General features: G+C 72.5%; 4 protein-coding genes and 1 pseudogene. 2 read left to right on the forward strand and 3 right to left on the reverse strand.

What is annotated here, in order from left to right:
* Nucleotides 1–121 precede the first annotated feature (121 nt).
* The 3 genes from ACIQOW_RS39630 to ACIQOW_RS39640 all read right to left on the reverse strand — a co-directional run bounded on the left by ACIQOW_RS39630 (nt 122) and on the right by ACIQOW_RS39640 (nt 3,228).
* Nucleotides 122–1,531 carry a hypothetical protein gene (locus ACIQOW_RS39630; protein ID WP_401092847.1) on the reverse strand — a complete coding sequence of 470 codons (1,410 nt, stop codon included), beginning with the start codon at nt 1,529–1,531 and terminating at the stop codon, nt 122–124.
* 213 nt (nt 1,532–1,744) lie between these two features.
* Complete coding sequence (locus ACIQOW_RS39635) at nt 1,745–2,515, reverse strand: lysophospholipid acyltransferase family protein (RefSeq protein WP_401092849.1); 771 nt, start codon at nt 2,513–2,515, stop codon at nt 1,745–1,747.
* A 287-nt stretch (nt 2,516–2,802) separates the two neighbouring features.
* A complete protein-coding gene (locus ACIQOW_RS39640) occupies nt 2,803–3,228 on the reverse strand; it encodes a DUF4395 domain-containing protein (RefSeq protein ID WP_401092851.1) in 426 nt (141 codons plus the stop codon).
* Between the two features lie 247 nt (nt 3,229–3,475).
* Between ACIQOW_RS39640 and ACIQOW_RS39645 the strand changes: the two genes are divergently transcribed.
* The gene (locus tag ACIQOW_RS39645) at nt 3,476–3,802 is read left to right on the forward strand and encodes a thioredoxin family protein (RefSeq protein ID WP_401092853.1); all 327 of its coding nucleotides are present in this window, start codon (nt 3,476–3,478) and stop codon (nt 3,800–3,802) included.
* A gap of 252 nt (nt 3,803–4,054) precedes the next feature.
* Nucleotides 4,055–4,227, forward strand: a pseudogene (locus ACIQOW_RS39650) (electron transfer flavoprotein subunit beta); the annotation flags it as partial.

Consider the following 4,227-nt stretch of genomic DNA (forward strand, 5'->3'; position numbering starts at 1 on the left):
TGGTACTGCAGGGGGGACCCTGTGGGAGAGTAGGACGCCGCCGAACAATTATTCCGAAAAGCCCCTGATCCCAACGGATCAGGGGCTTTTCGCATATCCGGAGTCGCCGGCGTCGGATGGCTTATTCGTCGGACCCGGACTCGGACCCGGACTCCGCCTCGGGGTCGGAGTCGGACTGCGGTTGCTCGGTGGGCGGTTGCCCCTGGGCCTGGGCCTGGGCCTGGGCCGGCTGCTGGGCATCGGGCTGTGGCGTTTGAGGAGCCTGGGGTGCCTGAGGTGACTGGGAAGCCTGCGCCGATGGTTGGGCTGAGGCTTGAGCCGACGCCTGAGTCGGATCGGCGGGAGCCACCGGAGCCTCCGCCGTCCCCCAGGCCGGCCGACCGAGCCACTTGTCCGTGCTGTTGGTGAGACGGGCGACGCCCGTACCGTCCGGCCGCATGCTGTAGAGGTCGGCGCCGGCACCCGCGGGGGCTTGGGTGAAGACGATGGACTTGCCGTCGGGCGCGTAGGCGGCCGTGCCGTAGTAGGCGTCCGAGGGCGCGGGAGTGAGGGCACCGATGGCGGTGCCGTCGGGATGAACGGTGTAGATCCCGCCGCCGGGGGCGTTGTCGGGGCCGGCCGGGTAGGTGGTGAAGAGGATCTGGGTGCCGTCGGGGGACCAGTCCGCGCGGTCGCCGGCGCGTAGCTCCCAGGGGGTGAGCTGTCGCAGCCCGGTGCCGTCCGCGCTGACCACGTAGATGGCCCGGCTGCCGGCGGGCTGGCCGGTGCCGCTGGTGCGGTACTCGAAGCTGAGCTGTCTGCCGTCGGGGGACCAGCTGGGATTGCTGACCGTACCCGAGTAGGGCTTGTCGTTGGTGAGGAAGGTGAGCCGCTGGACGTCAGTGCCCTCGGGGCTCATCAGGTAGAGGTCCGAGTACTGGATCTGGTGGTTGCCGGACGGGTCCAGGGCGCCCCAGGAGCGGCTGAAGGCGACCTGCTTGCCGTCTGGGGAGAAGGCGGGGGCGCGTTCGTCCTCGTTGGCGCAGTCGGCGGTGCCGCCGTCGCAGAGCTGGCTGACCTGGTGCTCGGTGCCGCCGGTGGTGGGGACGGTCCAGAGCCGGGCGGTGCCGGTCTGCGGGTCGGTGCGGTCGAAGGCGATGGTGGTGCCGTCGGGGGACCAGTCCGGGCGGTCGTCGAAGGTGCGGGCGGGCGGCTGGGTGACCTGGCGCTGGTCGCCGCCGTCGGGGGAGAGGGTGACGATCGCGCTGCCGGTGCGGGCGGCGTCGGTGTAGGCGCGGCTGACGATCAGTCCGTTGTGTGCGGCCGCCGCAGGGCCTCCGATGGCCGCGCCGACCACACCGGGGGTCGCGGTGGGCGTGGCCTCGGGAGTGGCGGCGGGGGTCTCCGGCCGGGTCTCCGAGAGCGGGATGTCCCCGGGCTCGGCCCCGCAGCCGGTGAGCAGGGCGCCCATCAGCAGAAGGCCCGCACCGGCGCTCGCGCGGGTGCGGGCCCTGCCCGTGGGTGACTGCCGTGTGCCGGTGATCCGTGTCATCTCCGCCTCCGAGCCTTCCGACCGATCCGACGTGTGCCCCCGCCGCGGATTCAGGACGAAGGCCCCTGAAAGGAGCTGTCACTGTGTCAGACGGTCGGCTTCGGCGGCCGGGCGACACGCGACGGGACGCGCTCGCTCGGTCGCACGGAGTAGGCATCGGAAGCGGAGGCGGCAGCAGGGAAAGGGGACGACCGGGAAGAGGAGGGCGGCGGCTCAGCCCCGGGCGGCGCGGCGCTCGGCCTTGGCGAGGGCCTCCGCCTCGTCCTCGGCCTCGGCGACCTCCAGGGTGGGCGCGGTCCCGCCGAGCTGGGCGGGCAGCCACCAGGTGTCGTCCGGGCCGGAGGGCTTGCCGGGGTACTCGCGCTGGGCCCGGTCGAGCATCTCGCTCATGGCGGCGCGCAGCCGCCGGGTGACCATCACGGGCTTGTCGCCCGGTCCGAGGTGGATCGGTTCGCCGATCATGATGGTGACCGGGACGTGCCGCTTGGTCAGGGTCTTCGGGCGTCCCTTGGTCCAGAGCTGCTGGGTGCCCCAGAGCACGACGGGCAGCAGCGGGGCGCCGGAGTCGGCGGCCATCCGGGCGGCGCCGGTCTTGAACTTCTTCAGCATGAAGGAGCGGCTGATGGTCGCCTCGGGGAACACCCCGACCACCTCGCCGGCCTTGAGGGCGCGCACGGCGGCCTCGTAGGCGGGCTGGCCGTCGGTGCGGTCCACCGGGATGTGCTTCATGCCGCGCATCAGCGGGCCGGAGATCCGGTGCTTGAAGACGTCGTCCTTGGCCATGAATCGGGTCTTGCGCTTACCGCCGCGGTACGCGCCGAGGCCCGCGAAGAGAAAGTCCAGGTAGCTGATGTGATTGCTGACCAGCACCGCTCCCCCCCTGGGGGGGATGTTTTCGGCGCCCACGATCTTGATCCGCACGTCCAGCGCGCGGAAGGCGGTGAGTGCGGCGCCGATCACCGGCGGGTACACGAACTCTGCCACGGTCAGTCCTGACTTCCAGGGCCGGAGCCCGGTTCGGCGGGTACCCGCGCCGTTGCGCGGGCGGTGCCGACCGGAGTACGGCACTCCGCGGCGCTCACGGGTGATTCACGGAGATGATCCCCCGAACGAGTGCCCGCTGTCACCTGAGCCGTGCGGTCAAGGGAATATTCGCGGTGTGATCTCCGTGATGAACTGCAAAGGGAACTTTTCCGTTCCCCGCATCAGGGAGTGCGGGCCTGACCGCGGACGGAGAATGCCCAGGTCGGAGCGGGGGCCGGGGCGCGCGGTCAGGTGCCGGCGGTGCGACGGCCCTGGGCTTGCCGGACCACGGGGTAGAGCTCGCAGCCCACGCAGTAGCCGAACACGGCGTTGGCGAGGGCGGCGGTGAGGGCGGCCGAGCCGCCGAGCAGGCCGAGCCAGGTCACCCCGGTGCCGAAGCCGAGGGCGCCGACCGCGGCGAACACCGTGAGGATGCCCTGGTCGAAGCGGAGCGGCCGCTCGTCCTCGGTCTCGGCGGGCGGGGCGAGCCGGGGGAGCACGAGCACCTGGAAGAGCCCGATGGAGGGGGAGAAGCGCAGGCCGCCGAACGCGCCGAGGGCGAAGGCGAGCGCCTGGGCGGACAGGAGGGCGCAGCTGCCGGTGCGCAGGACGAGGACCAGGACGACCGAGCTGAGCGCGGCGACCAGGCGGGGGCCGCGGGGATCGGTCTGCAACAGGGGGCTCCGGGGATCGCGACGGACGGCGGCAGCGGCGGAGGCCTCAGCGCCGCAGGGGCGTCGAGTGACGGTCGGGGTCCACCGGCCGATCGTACGCGGCCGGGCCCTGGTGGTCGACCGGGTTTCGGGGTTCGCGGGCGCTGCCTCAGACTGGGGGGACGGCCGGGCCGGCGGCACGCGTTGTCCTCCTTTCGAGGGCGGCCGGGCCGGGTGGGCCGTGGTGCGCAGTGACGGGAGGTCGAGGGTGGGTGCCGAGGACGGGGCGGTACGGCTGTCGGAGGCGGAGCTGGGTGTGCCGTTGGGCGCGCGGGCGACGCTGGTGCAGTTCTCGACGGCCTTCTGCCAGCCCTGCCGGGCCACCCGGCGGGTGCTCTCGGAGGTGGCCGGGATGGTCGACGGGGTGGAGCACGTCGAGGTGGACGCCGAGGAGCGGCTGGAGCTGGTCCGCCGGTTGGAGGTCCGGCGGACGCCGACCGTCCTGGTGCTGGACGGGGGCGGCCGGGTGGTGCGGCGGGCGGCCGGTCAGCCGCGCACGGTGGACGTGATCGCGGCGCTCGGCCCGGTCGTGTGACCAATCGGGCCGTACTCGTTCCGCCCCGTCGGGTGGAGCGGGCCCCGGCCTGGGGCAGGATGGGCGCAGGCGGTCGAGCAGCCGAACGGCATAAGCTACTGGCCAGTAGTGACCACTGCGCTACCGCCGAGTATGCTGCCAGGAAGTTCCGGACCGGCACGGGAATTCGCTGCCCGGGGCGGGTACGTGCCGTGTTCGCGCCCGCTTGCACCGCCGCAGCCGCCGGACGAGACCAGTACAGGAGACAAGGCCGTGAGCTTGAGGATCGTTGTCTGTGTGAAGCACGTGCCGGACGCGACGGGTGACCGTCGTTTCGCGGACGACCTCACCACTGACCGGGAGGGTGTGGACGGCCTCCTGTCGGAGCTGGACGAGTACGGCGTGGAGCAGGCGCTGCGGATCGCGGAGGCGAACGAGGGCGCCGA

The sequence above is a fragment of the Kitasatospora sp. NPDC091335 genome (assembly GCF_044757205.1).
Lineage (GTDB): Bacteria > Actinomycetota > Actinomycetes > Streptomycetales > Streptomycetaceae > Kitasatospora.